We start from the raw sequence: 15434 nt of genomic DNA, 5'->3' as shown, positions 1-15434 counted from the left end.
TGCTGATTTTTTAAATGAATTAAAAGTGGATATTATAAAATGTTGTTAGAGATTAAAGTGAGCGAGAAAATCAATGGCTTTACAATTTTGTAAACATTATTTACAGCCAGTAATTCTAATCGAATTTCTGATTTGTTTTCCTAGTCCTTTCATGCTATAATAGGGCTTGCTCAAGCGACCTTCAATCGTTGAAAGCACAGCACGACCTTCAATCGTGAAATAACGAAAAGATGGGAGAACACAATGAGTGATAACTCTAAGACTCGTGTCGTTGTTGGTATGAGTGGAGGTGTCGATTCGTCAGTAACTGCTTTGCTCTTAAAAGAGCAAGGTTACGATGTGATTGGCATCTTCATGAAAAACTGGGACGATACAGATGAATTTGGTGTCTGCACAGCCACAGAAGACTACAAGGATGTAGCTGCTGTTGCAGATCAGATTGGCATTCCTTACTACTCTGTCAACTTTGAGAAAGAGTACTGGGATCGCGTTTTTGAATACTTCTTGGCGGAATACCGAGCTGGTAGGACTCCAAATCCAGATGTCATGTGTAACAAGGAAATTAAGTTTAAAGCCTTCCTTGACTATGCCTTGACACTGGGTGCTGATTACGTTGCAACGGGTCACTATGCTCAGGTGAAGAGAGACCAAGATGGCTTGGTTCACATGCTGCGTGGCAAGGACAACAATAAGGATCAGACTTATTTTCTGAGTCAGCTGTCTCAGGAACAACTGCAAAAGACCATGTTTCCTCTGGGTCATTTAGAAAAGCCAGAAGTTCGAGCAATTGCTGAAAGAGCTGGTTTAGCTACAGCTAAGAAAAAAGACTCGACAGGTATTTGCTTCATTGGTGAGAAGAATTTTAAAGAATTTCTGAGTCAATACTTACCAGCCCAGCCTGGTCGCATGATGACTATGGAAGGCCAAGATATGGGCCAGCATGCTGGTTTGATGTATTATACCATTGGCCAGCGAGGTGGTCTTGGAATTGGTGGTCAGCACGGCGGAGATAATGAGCCTTGGTTTGTGGTTGGAAAAGACCTCAGCCAAAATATTCTTTATGTGGGTCAAGGCTTTTACCATGACAACTTAATGTCAACCAGTCTTGACGCTAGTCAGGTTCATTTCACAAAAGAAATGCCAGAAGAATTTACTATGGAATGTACAGCTAAGTTCCGTTATCGTCAGCCGGATTCCAAGGTGACAGTTACTGTAAAGGGTGACAAGGCAGTTGTCAACTTCGATCAACCACAAAGGGCTATTACTCCAGGGCAAGCAGTCGTCTTCTATGATGGAGATGAATGCTTAGGTGGTGGCTTGATTGACAGAGCTTATAAGAATGGTCAAGTCTTACAGTACATTTAGATTGACAATTTAGTACAATCTGCTACAATGAGATAAGCAATACCTATGATGGTCAAAGCTCATGGATGTTGCAGGCTTTTTTGTCCTGCACTTCTAGAGACTTGGCCTTTTTTGGTGAAAAAATGAGGGAAAAAGAAAATGACATACAATTTTACTGAAAGTTATGATATTGTTGTGATTGGGGCAGGCCACGCCGGAGTTGAGGCATCTCTGGCTGCCAGTCGAATGGGCTGTAAAGTTCTGCTGGCAACTCTTAATATTGAAATGCTGGCTTTTATGCCCTGCAATCCATCTATCGGAGGGTCTGCAAAAGGCATTGTCGTTCGTGAAGTCGATGCTTTGGGCGGTGAGATGGCCAAGAATATTGACAAGAGCTATATCCAGATGAAGATGCTCAACACGGGTAAGGGACCTGCAGTTCGGGCTCTTCGGGCGCAGGCGGATAAGGAAGTCTACTCCAAAGAAATGCGGAAGACTGTCGAAAATCAAGAAAATCTGACCTTGCGGCAAACTATGATTAATGAAATCTTGGTAGAAGATGGTAAGGTAATTGGGGTTAAGACAGCGACTCATCAGGAGTATGCGGCTAAAGCTGTTATTGTTACGACTGGAACAGCCTTGCGGGGAGAAATTATCATTGGTGATCTCAAGTATTCATCAGGTCCTAACCACAGTCTGGCAGCTATTCCTTTAGCAGATAACCTGCGGGATCTAGGTTTTGAAATTGGTCGTTTTAAAACCGGAACGCCTCCGCGTGTCAAGGCGTCATCTATCAATTATGATGTAACTGAGATTCAGCCAGGTGATGAAAAAGCCAATCATTTTTCTTATACGTCTCGTGACGAGGACTATGTAAAAGACCAAGTTCCTTGCTGGTTGACTTATACCAATGCCGAAAGTCATGAGATTATCCAAAATAACCTGCATCGGGCGCCTATGTTTTCAGGAGTAGTCAAGGGTGTGGGGCCACGTTATTGCCCGTCTATTGAGGATAAGATTGTCCGTTTTGCAGACAAAGAGCGTCACCAACTTTTCTTAGAGCCTGAGGGCCGTGATACGGAAGAAGTTTATGTGCAGGGGCTGTCAACCAGTCTGCCAGAAGATGTACAAAAGGACTTGGTTCACTCTATCAAAGGTCTAGAAAATGCTGAGATGATGCGGACAGGCTATGCTATTGAGTACGATATGATTATGCCCCACCAGTTGCGGGCAACCTTGGAAACTAAGAAAATTTCTGGGCTCTTTACAGCAGGTCAAACTAATGGGACTTCTGGCTATGAAGAAGCTGCAGGTCAAGGGATTATCGCTGGTATTAATGCGGCCTTGAAAGTCCAAGGTAAGCCAGAGCTGATTCTGAAACGCAGTGACGGTTACATTGGAGTTATGATTGATGATTTGGTGACCAAGGGGACCGTAGAACCTTATCGACTCTTGACCAGCCGAGCAGAGTACCGTTTGATTCTCCGTCATGACAATGCTGATATGCGTTTGACAGAGATAGGCCGAGAAATTGGTCTGGTAGATGATGAGCGCTGGGCTCGTTTCGAGATTAAAAAGAATCAATTTGATAATGAAATGAAGCGTTTGGAATCCATCAAGCTAAAACCTGTCAAGGAAACCAATGCCAAGGTAGAAGCGCTTGGTTTTAAGCCTCTGACAGATGCGGTAACTGCTAAAGAATTTATGCGGCGGCCGGAAGTATCTTATCAAGATGTGGTTCAGTTCATTGGTCCAGCGGCAGAAGAGCTTGATGAGAAGATTATCGAGCTGCTTGAGACAGAAATTAAGTACGAAGGCTATATTTCCAAAGCTCTTGATCAGGTTGAAAAGATGAAGCGCATGGAAGAGAAGCGGATTCCAACTAATATTGACTGGGATGATATTGATTCGATTGCGACAGAAGCACGACAGAAGTTTAAGAAAATCAATCCAGAAACGATTGGTCAGGCTAGCCGTATTTCTGGTGTCAATCCAGCAGATATTTCCATTTTGATGGTTTACTTAGAAGGCAAGTCTAGAAGCATTTCTAAAAATCAAGCGAAGTAACTCTTGTAAAAGGCTTAGTTTCCTTTGGGAAGCAGCCTTTTTGTGTAAATTTACAAGCGATTTACAAAGTTGTAAACTTTGAAAGGCTGTTTTACCCTTCTTAAATGCTTTACTTATTGGGAGAAATTCGCTTTTTTCTAGGATTTATGGTAAAATGGCGGAATAAGAGGTCTATGATGAAAAAATTTCGTTTTGCCCCAATTCACTTGGCGATGGCGGGTCTAATTTCCTTTATAATCTTAGCCATCTGTCTGAGGCTTTTTGGTGATAGTTTGGCCATGCTAGCTGCTCTCATGCTTGTGCTGGCTCTTTTGATTGTGCTTTTTATCCAGCAACAGAGAGTATCCGAGCTAGATGAGATTGAGCAGATTCATTATGTCAATCATCAGGCAGAAGGGAGCCTCGCTTCCTTGCTGGATAAGATGCCAGTTGGTGTCATTAAAATCAGTGAAGATAATGGTGATGTAGAGTGGTTTAATCCCTATGCAGAATTGATTTTTACAACCGAAGATGGTGATTTTGATGCTGATATGCTCAAGAATATCATGAAGGTTGCTTATTCAGACTCTGGTCATTATGCTACGGTTGGAGACAAGAAATATTCAGTTTACTTGGACCGTGCATCCAGTGTGTTTTATTTTTTTGATGCATCCAATGAATACGAAGCTACCGTTGGTCTGGTGACAACGCGGCCGGTAATCGGGATTATCTCGGTGGATAATTATGATGATTTGGAAGATGTCGTTTCTGACACAGATATCAGTCATATCAATAGCTTTGTGGCCAACTTCGTAGCAGAATTTTCTGAGCAGTTTCACATGTTTTACCGTCGGGTTGGCATGGATCGGTTCTATCTTTTTACAGATTACACGGTGTTGGAACAGCTGATGGAAAATAAATTTTCTATCATTGATCAATTCCGGACGGAAGCTAAAAATCGAGAGCTGTCGCTGACACTCAGTATGGGCTTTTCATATGGTGATGGCAATCATGATGAAATCGGTCGGGTCGCTCTGCTCAACCTCAACTTAGCTGAAGTTCGCGGTGGGGATCAAGCTGTTGTCAAAGAAAATAATGACAACATGAACCCAATTTTCTTTGGTGGAGGAACGGCGTCAGCTGTTAAGCGGACGCGCACCCGTACTCGAGCTATGATGACTGCGATCTCCGATAAGATTAAGAGTGTGGATCAGGTCTTTATAGTCGGACATAAAAATCTGGATATGGATGCCTTGGGTTCTTCTCTTGGTATGCAGCTCTTTGCTAGTAACATCATTGAGAAAGCTTATGTGGTCTATGATCCGTCCCAGATGGCTTCTGACATTGAGCGCTCCATTACAAAGCTCCAGCAGGAAGGGGCTGACTATCTAGTGCCACTTTCTGAAGCAGTAAATATGGTGACCAATCGTTCGCTTTTGATTATGGTTGACCACTCCAAAATATCTCTGACGCTGTCTAAGGATTTCTTTGATCAATTCAGTCAGATTATCGTAGTCGACCACCATCGTCGTGATGAAGATTTTCCGGAAAATGCTGTGATTGCCTATATCGAAAGTGGGGCTAGCAGTGCCAGTGAATTGGTAACGGAGCTGATTCAGTTCCAGAATTCTAAAAAGAACCGTCTCAGTAAGATGCAAGCCAGCCTTCTCATGGCGGGTATTATGCTTGACACGAAAGGATTTTCATCTCGAGTTACCAGTCGGACCTTTGATGTGGCCAGCTATCTACGGACTAGGGGCAGTGACAGTGTTGTGATTCAGGATATTTCCGCTACGAATTTTGAGGATTATCGTGCGATTAATGAACTGATTTTAAACGGCAAGAAGATTTTGCCAAATGTCATTGTAGCAGCTGGTCCAGAGGAGAACACTTATGATACGGTTGTCATCAGTAAGGCAGCTGATACCATGCTGTCCATGTCAGGGATTGAAGCTACTTTTGTCGTGAGCAAGAATACCAAAGGCTATGTGTCTATTTCAGCTCGCAGTCGCAGCAAGATCAACGTTCAGCGAATTATGGAAAAGCTGGGCGGTGGCGGCCATTTCAATCTGGCTGCAGCTCAAATTGAAGGTAAAACAGTTTCTGAGGTCCTTCAGTCGCTGAATCAAGAAATTATGGACCAAGTCATTAAAGAGGAAGTAATAATAGACGAGGAGAAAAAAGGATGAAAGTAATTTTTTTAGCAGATGTAAAAGGTAAAGGCAAAAAAGGCGAAATCAAGGAAATGCCGACTGGCTATGCTCAAAATTTTTTGATTAAGAAAAACTTAGCCAAGGAAGCAACAGCGCAGGCTATCGGTGAACTGCGCGGTAAGCAAAAGTCTGAAGAAAAAGCCCACGCAGAACTAGTGGCAGAAGCTCAGGCTATTAAGACTAAGTTAGCAGAAGAAGCTACTCTTGTTGAATTTACTGAAAAAGTTGGTCCGGATGGCCGCACCTTTGGCTCTATTACCAGCAAGAAAATAGCAGAAGAGCTGCAGAAACAATTCGGTATCAAGATCGATAAACGCCATATTAAGGTGGACTCACCGATTCGCTCCATTGGTCTGATAGATGTTCCAGTGAAAATTTATCAGGATATAACTGGGGTGATTCGTTTGCGGGTTAAAGAAGGATAATAGTGATTTGAAGGAAGGATTTACCGATGGCAGAGATTGATGAACTCCGAGCTCAGCCTCAGGATATTTTAGCGGAGCAGTCCGTCTTAGGAGCCATTTTCATTGATGAGAGCAAACTGGTCTTTGTTCGTGAGTATATCGAGCCTGCTGACTTCTTTAAGTATGCCAATCGTTTGATTTTCAAGGCTATGATTGACCTTGCTGACCGCGGCGATGCCATTGATGCAACGACTGTTCGCAATATTTTGGACAGTCAGGGTGACTTGCAGAATATCGGCGGTCTCAGCTACTTGGTGGAAGTGGTTAATTCTGTGCCAACATCTGCCAATGCTGAATACTATGCTAAAATCGTTGCAGAAAAGGCTATTCTAAGACGGCTGATTTCGCGTCTGACAGAGTCTATCAATCAAGCCTACGATGGTGACCGTCTGTCAGAGGAAATTATTGCCGGAGCTGAAAAAGCTCTGATTGATGTCAGCGAAACAGCCAACCGCAGTGGCTTTAAAAATATCCGTGATGTGCTGAATCTTAACTTTGGCAATCTGGAGGCTCGGTCTCTGCAGACATCAGATATCACTGGGATTGCGACTGGCTATCGTGAGCTGGACAAGATGACGACTGGTCTGCATGAGGAAGAATTAATCATTTTGGCGGCCCGACCAGCGGTCGGAAAGACAGCCTTTGCCCTTAATATTGCTCAAAATATCGGAACCAAGCTGGATAAGACTGTAGCCATTTTCTCTCTGGAAATGGGAGCGGAAAGCTTGGTGGACCGGATGTTGGCTTCAGAAGGGGTGATTAACTCTCACTCTATTCGTACGGGGCAACTGACAGATGAAGAGTGGCAGAAGTATACCATTGCGACGGCTAATCTGGCCAATGCTAGTATTTATATCGATGATACACCAGGGATTCGGATTACAGAGATTCGCTCGCGGGCTCGAAAACTGGCTCAGGAAACGGGCAATCTAGGTCTGGTCTTGATTGACTATCTGCAGTTGATCACAGGAACGGGTCGTGAAAATCGCCAGCAAGAAGTTTCGGAAATTTCCCGGCAGTTGAAAATCTTGGCGAAGGAGCTCAAGGTTCCGGTTATTGCGCTGAGTCAGCTCTCGCGTGGCGTGGAGCAGCGGCAGGATAAGCGGCCGGTGCTGTCTGATATTCGGGAATCAGGTTCCATTGAGCAGGATGCGGATATCGTTGCCTTTCTTTACCGAGATGATTATTATGATCGCGCTGGTGAGGAGGAAGAAGGCATTCCCAACAACAAGGTTGAAGTCATTATCGAGAAAAACCGGAGTGGCGCGCGTGGTACAGTAGAGTTAATTTTCCAGAAAGAGTATAATAAATTCTCAAGTATTTCCAAAAGAGAGGACGAATAAAGATGAGTGATGCATTTACAGATGTGGCAAAAATGAAAAAAATCAAAGAAGATATCAAGGCGCATGAAGGACAAATCGTTGAGATGACGCTGGAAAACGGTCGTAAGCGCCAAAAAAGCAAGCAAGGCCGTCTGATTGAAGTCTATCCGTCTTTGTTTATCGTGGAATATTCCAATGAAGGCGGTCAGCCAGGGGAAATCTCTAATACCTATGTAGAGTCTTATACTTATTCTGACATTTTGACAGAAAAGAACCTCATCCGTTATTTTGATGAATAGAAAGGCCCAGCGGGTCTTTTTACTTATATTTGAAGCAATTCCTCAGTCAAAGCGACTTATACAGGGTATGATAAAAAAGAAAACAGGTGGTCATCATGATTAAAAATTTGGTTTTTGATTTGGGCAATGTCTTGATTGAATGGAATTCTGAGAAAATCTTATCCTATTTTGAACCTGAGAAAGAGCGGCGGCAGGCGCTTAGACAGGCTATTTTTGAGTCAGGTGTCTGGCATCAGACGGACAAGGGATAGCTGAGTTTGAAAGAAGCTTGTAATGAAGTGCAAGCTGTGTTGGACGATTCTTATCATTCTGCCGTTAAGAATATCTTCTACCATTGGTATGAGGTTGTGCATGTTTACAGTGATTTACAGGAAAAGATTGAACTATGGGCTAAGCAAGGCTATCGAATCTATATCTTGTCAACCACTTGCGAGATTTTTTATCATATTGAAAAAGCTGGTTTGTTGCCCATTTACCCACTGCTGTCGGGCTATATCCTTTCCTCAGAGGTCGGTGTCGTCAAGCCGGAAGCAGAGATTTACCAAAAGCTCTTGAAAAAATATAATCTGAATCCAGTAGAATCCGTCTTCATTGATGATATTCAGGCTAACTTAGATACGGCAGCTGAACTGGGCTTTGAAACCATCTTATCCACAAGCGAGACAGAGAATATCAGGGCTATGGAGACTTTGCTGGCTGCGAAAGGGAAGTTTGGCTGATTGATGATAATTTGCTTTACTTATAGTTGAAAAGGAGGGGGCCCAAGCTCAAACCTTGACATTTGCTGATGATTGCGCTATCATAGTCCTATATATGGGAGTCTGTGTACAGTCTGAGAGGAAGTGTAAGCTTCGACCGCACCTGATCTGGGTAATGCCAGCGTAGGAAACATACCGAAAAAATGTGGTATTTGTGCGCCTTTTCCATATACGGAAAAGGTCTTTTCTTTTATCATCTTTATCGAATGGTGATATCTTGAAGATTTGCAGCACTAAAATGCAGGAAGGGAGGAAAAGCATTCTAATGAAAGCACTACAAAGGTTGATGCGACAGCAAATCGGTCTCTTAGGGATGCTGGGTGTACTTGTCATCTGGCAGGTCATGGGCTGGCTCAAGCTCTTGCCCAAGTTTATCCTGCCGACGCCACTGGAAATCGGTCAGGCCTTTATCAGAGATGCTGGATTTCTAGCAAGTCATAGCTGGGCCACCTTAAAAGTAGCCTTGCTGGGTTTACTGCTGGGTCTTATCTTGGCCTGTATACTAGCTATACTCATGGACAGCGTGAGCTGGCTCAATGATCTGATCTACCCCATGATGGTCGTGGTGCAGACTATTCCGACCATTGCTTTGGCGCCAATCTTGGTTCTCTGGCTGGGTTATGGGATTTTGCCCAAGATTGTGCTCATTATTCTGACGACAACTTTTCCGATTATCGTCAGTATTCTGGATGGTTTTCGGCATTGCGACCGAGATACTCTGACTCTCTTTGAGCTTATGCAGGCCAATCGCTGGCAGATTCTCTGGCATTTTAAGATTCCAGCTAGCTTGCCTTATTTCTATGCGGGCTTGCGCGTCAGTGTTTCCTATGCCTTTATTACGACTGTGGTTTCCGAATGGCTGGGCGGTTTTGAAGGCCTGGGTGTTTACATGATTCAGTCTAAGAAACTCTTCCAGTACGACACTATGTTTGCTATTATCATATTGGTTTCGGTCATCAGTCTTCTGGGGATGAAGCTGGTGGCTGTCAGTGAAAAATATGTCATTAAGTGGAAATAGGAGCTCAGCTCTGCTATTTTACAAAGAAAGAAAAGAGGATAATGATGAAAAAAAGTTGTAAAGTGTTGCTGGCAGGCTTGGCTGCCGTATCAATCATTGGCCTAGCGGCCTGCGGTCAGTCGAAATCTACGTCTGAAAGCAAGGATAAAAAGATTGATTTTATCCTAGACTGGTCACCTAACACCAACCATACAGGCCTTTATGTAGCTCAGGAAAAGGGCTACTTCAAGGAAGCAGGCGTGGATGTGGATATCAAGTTGCCGCCTGAAGATAGCAGTTCGGATCTGATTATCAACGGCAAGGCGCCTTTTGGTATTTACTTCCAAGACTCCATGGCTAAAAAATTGGATAAGGGCGCAGAAATCACAGCTGTCGCAGCTATTGTAGAGCATAATACTTCGGGCATTATTTCTAAGAAGTCTGCAGGTATTACAGGGCCTAAGGATCTGGCTGGAAAGAAATACGGCACCTGGAATGATCCGGTGGAGCTGGGCATGCTCAAAACCTTGGTTGAAAGCCAAGGAGGTCAGTTTGATGAAGTGGAAAAAGTTCCCAACAACGATTCCAACTCAATTACGCCGATTGAAAATGGCTTGTTTGATGCAGCGTGGATTTATCATGGCTGGGACGGCATCATGGCTCAAACTCAGGGTATGGACACTAATTTCTTTTATATGAAGGACTATGTCAAGGAGTTTGACTATTATTCTCCAGTGATTATTGCTAATAATGACTATCTCAAGAAGAATCCGGACGAGGCGAAAAAGGTCCTGCAGGCTATCAAGAAAGGCTATCAATATGCCATGGGACATCCTGAAGAAGCAGCGGATATTTTAATCAAGCATGCGCCGGAATTGAAAAACAAGCGCGACTTTGTCTTGGCTTCCCAAAAATATCTGTCCGAGCAATATGCATCTGATAAGGATAAGTGGGGACAGTTTGAGGCTAGCCGCTGGAATGCCTTTTACAAATGGGCCAAGGATAAGGGTATCGTGGACAATGACTTGAGTGACAAGGGATTTAGCAACGATTATATAAAATAATGACAGAAATTAAACTTGAAAATGTAAGTTACGCTTACGATGAACAGCAGATTTTGAAAGATATCAACCTAGAGGTGGAAGCTGGACAAGTAGTAGCAATCTTGGGTCCTAGTGGCGTTGGGAAAACGACCCTCTTTAATCTGATTGCTGGGATTTTGGAGGTCCAGACTGGTAGGATTGTCCTAGACGGACAGGAAAATCCCAAGGGCCGGGTGAGTTATATGCTGCAGAAGGACTTGCTGCTGGAGCACAAGACGGTGCTGGGCAATGTCATCTTGCCCCTGCTAATCCGAAAAGTATCTAAAAAGGAAGCGACGGAGCAGGCAACTCAGATTTTGAAGGAGTTCGGGCTCTTTGATGTGGCAGAAAAGTATCCACATGAGCTGAGTGGAGGGATGCGGCAGCGCGTGGCTCTGCTGCGGACCTATATGTTCGGCCACAAGCTATTTCTTCTAGACGAGGCCTTTAGTGCTTTGGATGAGCTAACTAAGATGGAGCTACACGCTTGGTATCTGGATATTCACCGTAAGCTAGGTCTGACGACTCTCCTCATTACTCATAGCATCGAGGAAGCTCTGGCTCTCAGTGACCGTATCTATATTTTGAAAAATCGTCCTGGACAAATCGTGGCAAATCTATCGCTAAGCTGGTTAGACAACGAGGATAAGGAATTGCAGAAGCTACGATACAAGAAGGAGATTTTGAGGGTTTTGGGAGTGTGAAGTAACTGCCTGAATTCCTTTGCTTTCAAGAAACAACTTCAATCAAGCCTTTTGGCTTGATTTTTTGCATAAGCCCCTTTACTTTTGACTTTATTCATGGTACAATAGCCTTTGTGTGAAATAGCAGCAGGAAAGCATGGAGCTCGTCAACAGAACATCAGCTATAAAAGTAGCCTTAGCTGTTTGGGCGAAAATGTTCTGCACGAATCAGGGCTTTCTAAGTGACTATTTCCTCAAAAAAAATTTACAGGAGGACATTTTTATGTCACGTTATACAGGACCATCTTGGAAACAAGCTCGTCGTTTGGGTCTTTCTCTTACTGGTACAGGTAAAGAATTGGCTCGCCGTAACTATGTACCTGGCCAGCATGGACCAAACAACCGCAGCAAATTGTCAGAATACGGTTTGCAATTGGCTGAAAAGCAAAAACTTCGTTTCACTTACGGTGTAGGTGAAAAGCAATTCCGTAACTTGTTTGTTCAAGCTTCAAAAATCAAAGAAGGAATCCTTGGTTTCAACTTCATGCTTCTCTTGGAGCGTCGCTTGGATAACGTTGTTTACCGTCTTGGTCTTGCGACTACTCGTCGTCAAGCTCGTCAATTCGTAAACCACGGTCACATCCTTGTTGACGGCAAACGCGTTGATATCCCATCATACCGCGTAACTCCAGGTCAAGTGATCTCAGTTCGTGAGAAATCATTGAAAGTTCCAGCAATCCTTGAAGCTGTTGAAGCAACTCTTGGACGTCCAGCATTCGTATCATTCGATGCTGAAAAATTAGAAGGTTCATTGACTCGCCTTCCAGAGCGCGATGAAATCAACCCAGAAATCAACGAAGCACTTATCGTTGAATTCTACAACAAAATGCTTTAATTTGTATTTGTTCAGAAGTCGGTTTTCCGGCTTCTTTTTTATACTCTCAATGAATTAATCAGAGCTATTTCCAACTAAAAAAATGTCAATGGATTGAGACAGCTGTTTTGGGAAATTATCTTATTTCTTTCTGCTCCTATCCAATCAGGTGAGACACTCTGTAAAGATTTTTTCCAGCTTTTTTACGGAAGATTTGCTGAAATGGTGTATAATGGGGACAAGACAGAAACAGAAAATTATATGAAAGGAGTAGCGATGAAGGTTCTAGTGACAGGAGCGACTGGCTTTCTAGGAAAGTATGTTGTTGAAGAGCTGGCTGAACAAGGCTATCAGGTGCGGGCTTTTGGCCGTAATCTGAAGGCTGGTCGGCAGTTAGAAGGTCCTTTAGTAGAGTTTTTTGCTGGAGATTTTACCAGAGAAGAAGAAATTTTTGCAGCCTGCGAAGGAGTGGATGCAGTGGTGCATGCTGGTGCTCTCTCAACGATTTGGGGACCCTGGGAGCAGTTTTATCAGACCAATGTAGTAGGAACCAAGTTGGTTATGGAAGCCTGCCGACATTTTGGAGTGCAAAGACTGGTCTATATTTCCTCTCCGAGTGTTTATGCTGCGGCGCGTGACCAATTGGCTATCAAAGAAGAGGCTGCTCCTCAGGAAAATGAGCTGAATTTCTATATAAAAAGCAAGCTCATGGCTGAGCGGATTGTCCGAAGTTATCCTCAAGTTCCATCAGTTATCTTACGTCCTAGAGGGCTCTTTGGTATTGGAGACACCAGTATCTTTCCTAGGATTCTGCGCTTAAGTCAAAAACTGGCGATTCCACTTATCAGAAATGGCCAGCAAATGATGGACATGACCTGTGTGGAAAATGTGGCCTTGGCTGTTCGTCTGGCTTTGGAATTTCCAGAAGCGCAAGGACAAGTTTACAACATTACCAACGGAGAATCCCGTAGTTTCAAGGATATGCTGGATGAAACTTTGGATGGTTTACAGGTTCGTAAACGTTATGTTAAATTGCCTGCCGCTTTTCTAGGTCTTCTGGCACAGGGATTTGAAAGCTTTTATCGCTTTTTTAACATTGAAAAAGAGCCTCCTCTGACTCTTTACACTTATTACTTAATGCGTTACAGTCAAACGCTGGATATATCAGCAGCAGTAAGGGATTTGGGCTATCAACCCAAGTTGACAATCAGTGAAGGGATTGCAAAATATGTCCAACATTATCGAGAAAATTGAGTATCTTCAGCCTGGGCGCTGCAGCAGTCACTTGCAACAGATGTTTAAGGGAGTTGCCAAGAAAAAAATGATTTTTCCAGCTGGTGTTTTCCTCTTGAAGCATCGTGAGAAAGGCTATATTCTCTACGACACTGGCTATTCTCCGGATATTCTGAAGCCAAATTTCAAATACTGGCTTTATGGTCTGGGAACGCCTGTTGATATGTCAGAAGAGGAGCGTGTAGATCGTCTGCTTGAGAAAAAAGGAATTTCGCCAGAAGATATTTCTTATGTCATCTTGTCGCACTTGCATCCAGATCACATTGGCGGAGCCGCTTTTTTTTCCAAGGCCCGCTTCATTCTGACCAAGGCCGTTTTCAAAACTTATCAGCATGCCAAGCTTAAGGATTTGATTTTCAAGGAATTTCTTCCGCAGGATTTTGAGAGTCGGTTGGAAGTGGTGGAACCTCAGCAGGTCCAAGCAGCATTCCTCTATCGCAAGACAGTTGATTTGTTTGGGGATGGCAGTATATATCTGGCCTCAGTTGATGGCCACGCCGCTGGTCAAGCTTGTCTCTTTTTGCCAGATTATCATCTGTTTATCGGAGCTGATTTGTGCTGGGGCGTGGATCTGTTGCCTTATACGGAGCAGATGCGTTTCTTGCCGTCACTGATTCAGGATAGCAAGGAAGAATACATGGCTGGTGTGGCCTTGCTGCGGCAGTTGCTTGCTGTTGGCTATCAGGTGCTAGTCAGTCATGATCCGGCTGAGAGAGCGGAGCAGATTTTGTATGAAACTAGGAACATTTCTAAAAACCTTTAGCGTCATGCGCTGGGGGAATCGATTTAAAAATCGACAGGCCCTGGAACACTATCAAGTCAAGGCTTTAGCAGCCTATCGGGAATTTCTGCAGCAGGAATCGCCTTATTTCAAATCAGGTATTCCAGCAGATTTTAAGATGAATAAGGCCTTTATGATGGAGCATTTCAATGAGCTCAATACTCAAGGGCTGGATCGTGATGAGTTGTTAGCCTTGGCACTGGAGAGCGAGCGGACACGTGATTTTAGTCCCATGATAGGAGAGATTGCTGTCGGCCTGTCTTCAGGGACATCTGGTCACCGAGGCTTGTTTGTCACCACTGAAAAGGAGCGCAGTATGTGGGCGGCAGCCATCTTGGCTAAGATGCTGCCTAAAGGTAAACTTTTTGGTCACAAAATAGCCTTCTTTCTTCGGGCAGACAACCAGCTCTATCAGACTGTCAATTCAGGCTTGATTTCTCTGGAGTATTTTGATACTTTTCAGGGAGCCGAAGAGCATGTAGAGCGTTTGAATGCTTACCAGCCGACAATTTTGGTAGCGCCAGCATCAATGCTCTTGGAGCTGGCTAAACAAGTCCAGGCAGGAAATTTGAAAATTGCCCCTAGCAAAGTCGTATCGGTGGCAGAGATTTTAGAAGAGCCAGATCGGCAGAGGATTCAAGCAGGATTTGGTCTGAAAAAGGTGGATCAGGTCTACCAAGCGACCGAGGGCTTCCTAGCCTGTAGCTGTTCCTACGGGAATCTTCATCTAAACGAAGACATTGTCCATGTAGATAAGCACTACTTGGATGATAGGCGCTTTTATCCAATAATTACGGATTTCAAGCGGACTTCTCAGCCAATTTTTCAATATGAGTTGAATGATATCTTGGTGGAAAATCCTGAACCTTGCCCCTGCGGTTCGGTCTTTACACGGATTGACAGGATTGAGGGGCGCTCGGATGATATTTTCATTTTTGAAAATGCTGCAGGTCAGTCGGTGGAGGTCTTTCCAGACTTTATTCGCCGCTGCCTGCTCTTAGTTGATGGGATTGGAGAATACCAGGTAGCTCAGAAGCAGGACCATTCGCTGACCATTGCTATCGAACATCGTAGTCAGCAGCGAGAAAACGAGCTTGTCCAGCAGTTTCAAAACTTAGCGACTGATAAAGACTTTCTTATGCCGGCTATTTCTTTTGAAGATTATCAGCGGGACAGAAGCCGTAAGTTGAAACGCATCTATCGGGCTTAAGAATGCCCCAAGTGGAAAAATATATGAATCAGAGGCTCAAGTGCTTTGGCAGTTTACCTAGCTGCCGA

The 15434-nt window shown here is 43.9% G+C and carries 13 protein-coding genes, 1 pseudogene and 1 riboswitch; all 14 genes and pseudogenes read left to right on the top strand.

Translation table 11 applies throughout. The features are described 5' to 3' along the window. The first annotated feature begins 243 nt into the window (after window positions 1-243). The 14 genes and pseudogenes from mnmA to FFV08_11890 all read left to right on the top strand — a co-directional run bounded on the left by mnmA (window position 244) and on the right by FFV08_11890 (window position 15366). Entirely contained in the window at window positions 244-1365 is a 1122-nt protein-coding gene (gene mnmA / locus FFV08_11955) for a tRNA 2-thiouridine(34) synthase MnmA (GenBank protein QLB53223.1), read from the top strand. Between the two features lie 138 nt (window positions 1366-1503). Then, window positions 1504-3411, top strand: coding sequence for a tRNA uridine-5-carboxymethylaminomethyl(34) synthesis enzyme MnmG (gene mnmG / locus FFV08_11950; protein ID QLB53222.1), 1908 nt, complete (start codon window positions 1504-1506; stop codon window positions 3409-3411). Window positions 3412-3515: 104 nt separating this feature from the next. Then, window positions 3516-5579, top strand: a complete 2064-nt coding sequence (locus FFV08_11945) for a DHH family phosphoesterase (GenBank protein QLB53221.1) — start codon at window positions 3516-3518, stop codon at window positions 5577-5579. Then, entirely contained in the window at window positions 5576-6028 is a 453-nt protein-coding gene (locus FFV08_11940) for a 50S ribosomal protein L9 (GenBank protein QLB53220.1), read from the top strand. The genes FFV08_11945 and FFV08_11940 overlap by 4 nt, the downstream gene beginning before the upstream one ends. 26 nt (window positions 6029-6054) lie before the next feature. Then, window positions 6055-7410, top strand: coding sequence for a replicative DNA helicase (gene dnaB, locus FFV08_11935; protein ID QLB53219.1), 1356 nt, complete (start codon window positions 6055-6057; stop codon window positions 7408-7410). 2 nt (window positions 7411-7412) lie between these two features. Next, window positions 7413-7688, top strand: coding sequence for a hypothetical protein (locus FFV08_11930; GenBank protein QLB53218.1), 276 nt, complete (start codon window positions 7413-7415; stop codon window positions 7686-7688). Window positions 7689-7774: 86 nt separating this feature from the next. Then, a pseudogene (locus FFV08_11925) lies at window positions 7775-8407 on the top strand (HAD family phosphatase). An 84-nt stretch (window positions 8408-8491) separates the two neighbouring features. After that, window positions 8492-8593: riboswitch (TPP riboswitch) on the top strand. Between the two features lie 118 nt (window positions 8594-8711). Then, the gene (locus FFV08_11920) at window positions 8712-9464 is read left to right on the top strand and encodes an ABC transporter permease (GenBank protein ID QLB53217.1); all 753 of its coding nucleotides are present in this window, start codon (window positions 8712-8714) and stop codon (window positions 9462-9464) included. Window positions 9465-9505: 41 nt separating this feature from the next. After that, window positions 9506-10507 carry a nitrate ABC transporter substrate-binding protein gene (locus FFV08_11915; GenBank protein QLB53216.1) on the top strand — a complete coding sequence of 334 codons (1002 nt, stop codon included), beginning with the start codon at window positions 9506-9508 and terminating at the stop codon, window positions 10505-10507. Then, on the top strand, window positions 10507-11229 hold the full coding sequence (locus tag FFV08_11910) for an ABC transporter ATP-binding protein (protein ID QLB53215.1): 723 nt from the start codon (window positions 10507-10509) through the stop codon (window positions 11227-11229). The genes FFV08_11915 and FFV08_11910 overlap by 1 nt, the downstream gene beginning before the upstream one ends. Before the next feature lie 262 nt (window positions 11230-11491). Beyond that, window positions 11492-12103, top strand: a complete 612-nt coding sequence (rpsD, locus tag FFV08_11905) for a 30S ribosomal protein S4 (GenBank protein ID QLB53214.1) — start codon at window positions 11492-11494, stop codon at window positions 12101-12103. Window positions 12104-12304: 201 nt separating this feature from the next. After that, on the top strand, window positions 12305-13336 hold the full coding sequence (locus FFV08_11900; GenBank protein QLB53213.1) for an NAD(P)-dependent oxidoreductase: 1032 nt from the start codon (window positions 12305-12307) through the stop codon (window positions 13334-13336). Further along, window positions 13293-14138 carry an MBL fold metallo-hydrolase gene (locus FFV08_11895; GenBank protein ID QLB53212.1) on the top strand — a complete coding sequence of 282 codons (846 nt, stop codon included), beginning with the start codon at window positions 13293-13295 and terminating at the stop codon, window positions 14136-14138. Before FFV08_11900 ends, FFV08_11895 begins: the two co-directional genes overlap by 44 nt. Then, a complete protein-coding gene (locus FFV08_11890; protein QLB53211.1) occupies window positions 14074-15366 on the top strand; it encodes a CoF synthetase in 1293 nt (430 codons plus the stop codon). The genes FFV08_11895 and FFV08_11890 overlap by 65 nt, the downstream gene beginning before the upstream one ends. Window positions 15367-15434: the final 68 nt, after the last annotated feature.

Origin of the sequence: Streptococcus sanguinis, from assembly GCA_013378335.1 — a bacterium.
In the GTDB taxonomy this organism is placed as follows: Bacteria; Bacillota; Bacilli; order Lactobacillales; family Streptococcaceae; genus Streptococcus; species Streptococcus sanguinis_I.
Note: the sequence above shows the minus strand (reverse complement) of the source record. Positions and strands in the feature narration are given on the sequence as shown.

What these genes read in the sequence shown, in the direction of transcription:
- FFV08_11930 (QLB53218.1), top strand. Translation starts at nt 7,413, where the DNA reads ATGAGTGATGCATTTACAGATGTGGCAAAAATGAAAAAAATCAAAGAA.
- FFV08_11910 (QLB53215.1), top strand. Translation starts at nt 10,507, where the DNA reads ATGACAGAAATTAAACTTGAAAATGTAAGTTACGCTTACGATGAACAG.
- dnaB (QLB53219.1), top strand. Translation starts at nt 6,055, where the DNA reads ATGGCAGAGATTGATGAACTCCGAGCTCAGCCTCAGGATATTTTAGCG.
- rpsD (QLB53214.1), top strand. Translation starts at nt 11,492, where the DNA reads ATGTCACGTTATACAGGACCATCTTGGAAACAAGCTCGTCGTTTGGGT.
- mnmA (QLB53223.1), top strand. Translation starts at nt 244, where the DNA reads ATGAGTGATAACTCTAAGACTCGTGTCGTTGTTGGTATGAGTGGAGGT.
- mnmG (QLB53222.1), top strand. Translation starts at nt 1,504, where the DNA reads ATGACATACAATTTTACTGAAAGTTATGATATTGTTGTGATTGGGGCA.
- FFV08_11890 (QLB53211.1), top strand. Translation starts at nt 14,074, where the DNA reads ATGATCCGGCTGAGAGAGCGGAGCAGATTTTGTATGAAACTAGGAACA.
- FFV08_11900 (QLB53213.1), top strand. Translation starts at nt 12,305, where the DNA reads ATGGTGTATAATGGGGACAAGACAGAAACAGAAAATTATATGAAAGGA.
- FFV08_11920 (QLB53217.1), top strand. Translation starts at nt 8,712, where the DNA reads ATGAAAGCACTACAAAGGTTGATGCGACAGCAAATCGGTCTCTTAGGG.
- FFV08_11940 (QLB53220.1), top strand. Translation starts at nt 5,576, where the DNA reads ATGAAAGTAATTTTTTTAGCAGATGTAAAAGGTAAAGGCAAAAAAGGC.
- FFV08_11945 (QLB53221.1), top strand. Translation starts at nt 3,516, where the DNA reads ATGCTTTACTTATTGGGAGAAATTCGCTTTTTTCTAGGATTTATGGTA.
- FFV08_11915 (QLB53216.1), top strand. Translation starts at nt 9,506, where the DNA reads ATGATGAAAAAAAGTTGTAAAGTGTTGCTGGCAGGCTTGGCTGCCGTA.